Origin of the sequence: Pseudanabaena sp. 'Roaring Creek' (genome assembly GCF_001402795.1) — a bacterium.
In the GTDB taxonomy this organism is placed as follows: Bacteria; Cyanobacteriota; Cyanobacteriia; order Pseudanabaenales; family Pseudanabaenaceae; genus Pseudanabaena.
This window is the reverse complement of sequence record NZ_LIRE01000663.1, coordinates 1-3895: the sequence shown is the minus strand read 5'-3', so window position 1 is coordinate 3895 and position 3895 is coordinate 1. Positions and strand designations below refer to the sequence as shown.

Here is a 3895-nt window from a genome sequence, read left to right as displayed (position 1 = left end):
CTTACACCGAGGGCTGAGCGAAGTCGAAGCCCGTCTACAAGTTATTTAAAACGACTATAAACCCCCCAAAGATGAGTGGCGGCGAGAAGCGCCGCCACTTATCTTTGGGGGTTTTCATTAGTTTTTAGTTAGAGATCGCTTTTTGCTGGATAGGAAATAGATCGGGGCTTTAGATTTTCAACGAATTTTTTGATCTTGGGAACCTTTTGGGAACCATCCAAAAAGCTTAGCCGTCTTGGGTGAAATAAGCCCCAATTTGGAACTAATTCCGAGCTTATGTCGTCGCCACTGAAGCTTTTGGCAAAGTGCCCCAGTTTTAGTGTTCATCAACTACGCACAATTAAGATTTCGGCTAAGACTTCTAATACAAAATCACAAAATGGCTACGCCATTTTGTGATTTTAAAACCCTTACTGGGTTTGGTTTTTAATCCCCAAAAGTGTAGCCACACTTTTGGGGATTGGTATAACTAATATTTCCAAGCAATACCCAAACAATAATTTTAAGAGGGAGAGGAAAATGCTGACTCGGATTAAACATTACACGTTCAACCTAGGAGCGATCGCAATTACCCTTGGCGCAACTGCGATCGCGGCGGCTCCATCACTCGCCCAGACCGTATCTGTACCAATTACTGGAGGGGGGTTTACGGTAAATGTCACCAATGCGGCAACCAATAATGTAAGTAGTACGGCTGTAACTGTATTAACCCCAGTTGGCACTGCTCAAGTTTCTGCACTTTCTGGTACGACTGCTGGTTCTACAAATCTGACCAATGGCAATAATTTCGATATTGTTGGTAAATCCACAGGCTCTGTCAATTTTGATACGGGAACCACTGCCAACTTTAGCAATGCCGATACCACAATCAAAGGCAAGATTACGACTACTACTAATACTGGAGTCAATGTCTCTGACTTGGGAACCAATACGGCAACTGTAACTGGTTCAATTCAAACGGGGTCTTCCATTCAAGTTCCCGCCGCTAATATTTCCGCATTGCCCGCTAACACTGTGGTTATTCCCATTACAAGTGGTACGTTTGATGCAACTCGTTTTGCTGATGGTACGACTGTCGGTAATAGCATCCCCACCGTTCTCACCCCCTATGGCACAGCCCAACTCACTAAGTTTACTTATAAAACTTTAGATAACCTCAACGGATCGACAACATTCGCAACCAACGATCAAGTGCGTGCTACGGGGCTAGCTTCGGGTTCGATTCCCAGCAAGGTCGATACATTCACCGATGCTAAGACTGCCATTGTCGGTACTGTCAATACCGCTACCCTTGGCAGTAACAGTTCCTACTCCCTCAAGGGGAATATCACCAGTGGTAATCTCATTGTGCCTGCTTCCAGTACCACGACGATTCCAGCCACAAGTACAGAAACAATTCTGATATTGGTAAACAACCCTAAATTGTTGAATCTTGTGGGATTGAACCCCAAATATTTGAGTTCTGGTAAAACCAAATTTCTACTGGTTTTAGTTAACAATCCCAGCTTGTTGAAATATGTGGAATCTAAGTCATCGGAAGTTTCTGATACCGATACCTTTTCCCTTGGTAGCAGTAATGCCGTAGATAAGATTGTTTTTGTTAATTTCCAGAAGAAGAATCTGTACTACTTCAGTGAGGTTTCTTATCAGGCTTTAGTTAAAGCGATCGCCAATTCTATAAGTTCTTCGACAAGCACTTCGACAAGTACCTCGACAAGCACTTCGACAAGTACTACAACTTCTAACCAAGTCGTTAAAGTGGTCTTTGTGGGCTTACCAAGTCGTTTATTCCCCGGCTTTGGTACGATCGCTAAATACGAGCGCGAGCGCGAGCGCGATTAAGTGGGTTTCAGAAAAGTTAAGTAATACCAATTCACGAAAGTGGGACAATACTTTTCTGAATTATAGCTATCGCCAAATGTACTAGGACATAAACCCCAAGAGTTGACTGGCGGCGCTTCGCGCCGCCAGTCAACTCTTGGGGTTTGATTTGTCCTAATTCAAGTGACTAACGAATTTCAGGAGATGGGGCTACCCGTTTTGGAGAGGGAATTAGATAGGCAACCACCGCACCACCGACAAATCCCGCAACATTGCGAACTACGGGAACCCACTCATTAGTGCGAGTTAATACGGGACCTAAGCCGAAGGAAATAAACAACATTCCCCATAATGGTGTGAAAATAAGCGCCCATTTCCAAGCGAAGATTTCGCCTTCCTTCCGAGGATGTCCTGCAAAACCAAAGACCACGCCTCCAACAATAGAAGTAATCAAGGTCAGGATCCATTGTTCTTGGGGGATTCCTGGTACAACTGCACATCCATCTTGATCGAGACAAGTAGCGATCGCATCAATAGAAGACAATATCGATTGATCGTATCCCTGTTCGCGGACATAGAACTGATTGCCATAGCGTGACTGGAGCTCGATCCAGAAGCTACGGGATAGGAGTGGGTACACCGCATCCCCCACACTAAAATTAAGTAAGTTCCGCCCACGGGAGTCAGCAACTAGCATGACGCTTTGGTCATCCAGTCCCCAAAAATCCTTAACGGCTCGCCCTGGAGTCCGATCAACTTGGGTCAATACCCGCAGTTTCCAACCTGTCTGTTCTTCAAATTTAGTCAGTTTTCGATCGAGAGCTAATTCTTCGGAATCGGTTAAGAATTTACCAAGATCGATCACATTTGTATATTTTTCTGGTAGTAGCTCAGGGGCATCAAAGGCATGAGCATTAGACATAGGGGTAAACGCGATCGCGATGGGCAGGAGTATGGCGATCGCGATCGCGCTAAATCTCCAAGCAAGTTGCTGAAAGGTGGATCTAATCATGATTTTTGTTAAAGGTTTATCTTAATATTTCTTAATATCTTAGCAGCAGTATATAGTTAAAAATACTCTCTCTCCGTATTATTTCCTATGGCAAGCCCAATTCAGTGGTACCCAGGTCATATCGCCAAGGCTGAAAAGCAGTTGTTAGAACAACTAAAACTGGTTGATGTGGTCATTGAAGTGCGCGATTCGCGTATTTTGATGTCTAGTAAGCACCCCAAAATCGAAAAGTGGGTGGAGGGAAAGTCACATATTTTAGTATGCAATCGCATTGATGCCATATCGTCATCGGTGAAAATGCAATGGACTCGTTGGTTCACCGAACAAGAGCGCATGGCTTATTTTACTGACGCGCAAGCTGGTAAAGGCATGGTGGATCTCCTCAAGGCGGCGCAAGTAGCAGGCGAGAAGGTTAACGAACGGCGGCGTGGTCGCGGTATGTTGCCCCGTCCCGTTAGAGCGGTGGTAGTGGGATTCCCTAACGTTGGCAAATCAGCCCTCATTAATCGGCTACTCAAAAAAAAAGTCGTCGCAAGTGCCAATAAACCAGGCGTAACTCGCCAACTCCGTTGGATTAGGATTTCCGATGAAATCGAATTATTAGATACTCCAGGCGTAATCCCACCGTTGCTCCACGATCAAGATGCTGCCTTGAAATTAGCGATCTGCGATGATATCGGTCAAGCCGCCTATGACAACGTACTCGTCGCCGCCGAAGCCGTAGATTTGTTGATTCAACTGAATGTCAAACTTAGTAGTCGTTATGCGATCGATCCGCAGTCTGTCAGCTCAGGAATTGAGTATATTCACGAAGTTGCGGCTCTAAATAAGTTTCAAGGCGATTTAGATAAGGTCGCGCGATTGATTTTATATGATTTTCGGAAAGGGAAATTAGGGGCGATCGCTTTAGAAATGCCACCTCAGTAAGATCGTCAAGTCGTAATAAGATTTATAGTTATAGTCGTTTTAAATAACTTGTAGACGGGCTTCGACTTCGCTCAGCCCTCGGTGTAAGCTAGCTGAGCGAAGTCGAAGCTGTAGTTTTTATTTGAATTATCTATA

The 3895-nt window shown here is 44.7% G+C and carries 3 protein-coding genes; 2 read left to right on the top strand and 1 reads right to left on the bottom strand.

Going from position 1 to position 3895, the window contains the following annotated elements:
- Positions 1-519: 519 nt before the first annotated feature.
- Positions 520-1842, top strand: coding sequence for a hypothetical protein (locus AC805_RS17890; RefSeq protein ID WP_055076643.1), 1323 nt, complete (start codon positions 520-522; stop codon positions 1840-1842).
- A gap of 166 nt (positions 1843-2008) precedes the next feature.
- Here the strand turns inward: AC805_RS17890 and AC805_RS17885 are convergent, their stop codons facing one another.
- Positions 2009-2833 carry a TPM domain-containing protein gene (locus AC805_RS17885; protein ID WP_055076642.1) on the bottom strand — a complete coding sequence of 275 codons (825 nt, stop codon included), beginning with the start codon at positions 2831-2833 and terminating at the stop codon, positions 2009-2011.
- Positions 2834-2920: 87 nt separating this feature from the next.
- Here AC805_RS17885 and ylqF point away from each other — a divergent pair, with 87 nt between their 5' ends.
- Positions 2921-3760 carry a ribosome biogenesis GTPase YlqF gene (ylqF, locus tag AC805_RS17880; protein ID WP_009627938.1) on the top strand — a complete coding sequence of 280 codons (840 nt, stop codon included), beginning with the start codon at positions 2921-2923 and terminating at the stop codon, positions 3758-3760.
- The last annotated feature ends 135 nt before the right edge of the window (positions 3761-3895 follow it).

Excerpts from the sequence above, each read along its gene's own strand:
- ylqF (WP_009627938.1), top strand. The coding sequence starts at position 2,921 with ATGGCAAGCCCAATTCAGTGGTACCCAGGTCATATCGCCAAGGCTGAA.
- AC805_RS17885 (WP_055076642.1), bottom strand. The coding sequence starts at position 2,833 with ATGATTAGATCCACCTTTCAGCAACTTGCTTGGAGATTTAGCGCGATC.
- AC805_RS17890 (WP_055076643.1), top strand. The coding sequence starts at position 520 with ATGCTGACTCGGATTAAACATTACACGTTCAACCTAGGAGCGATCGCA.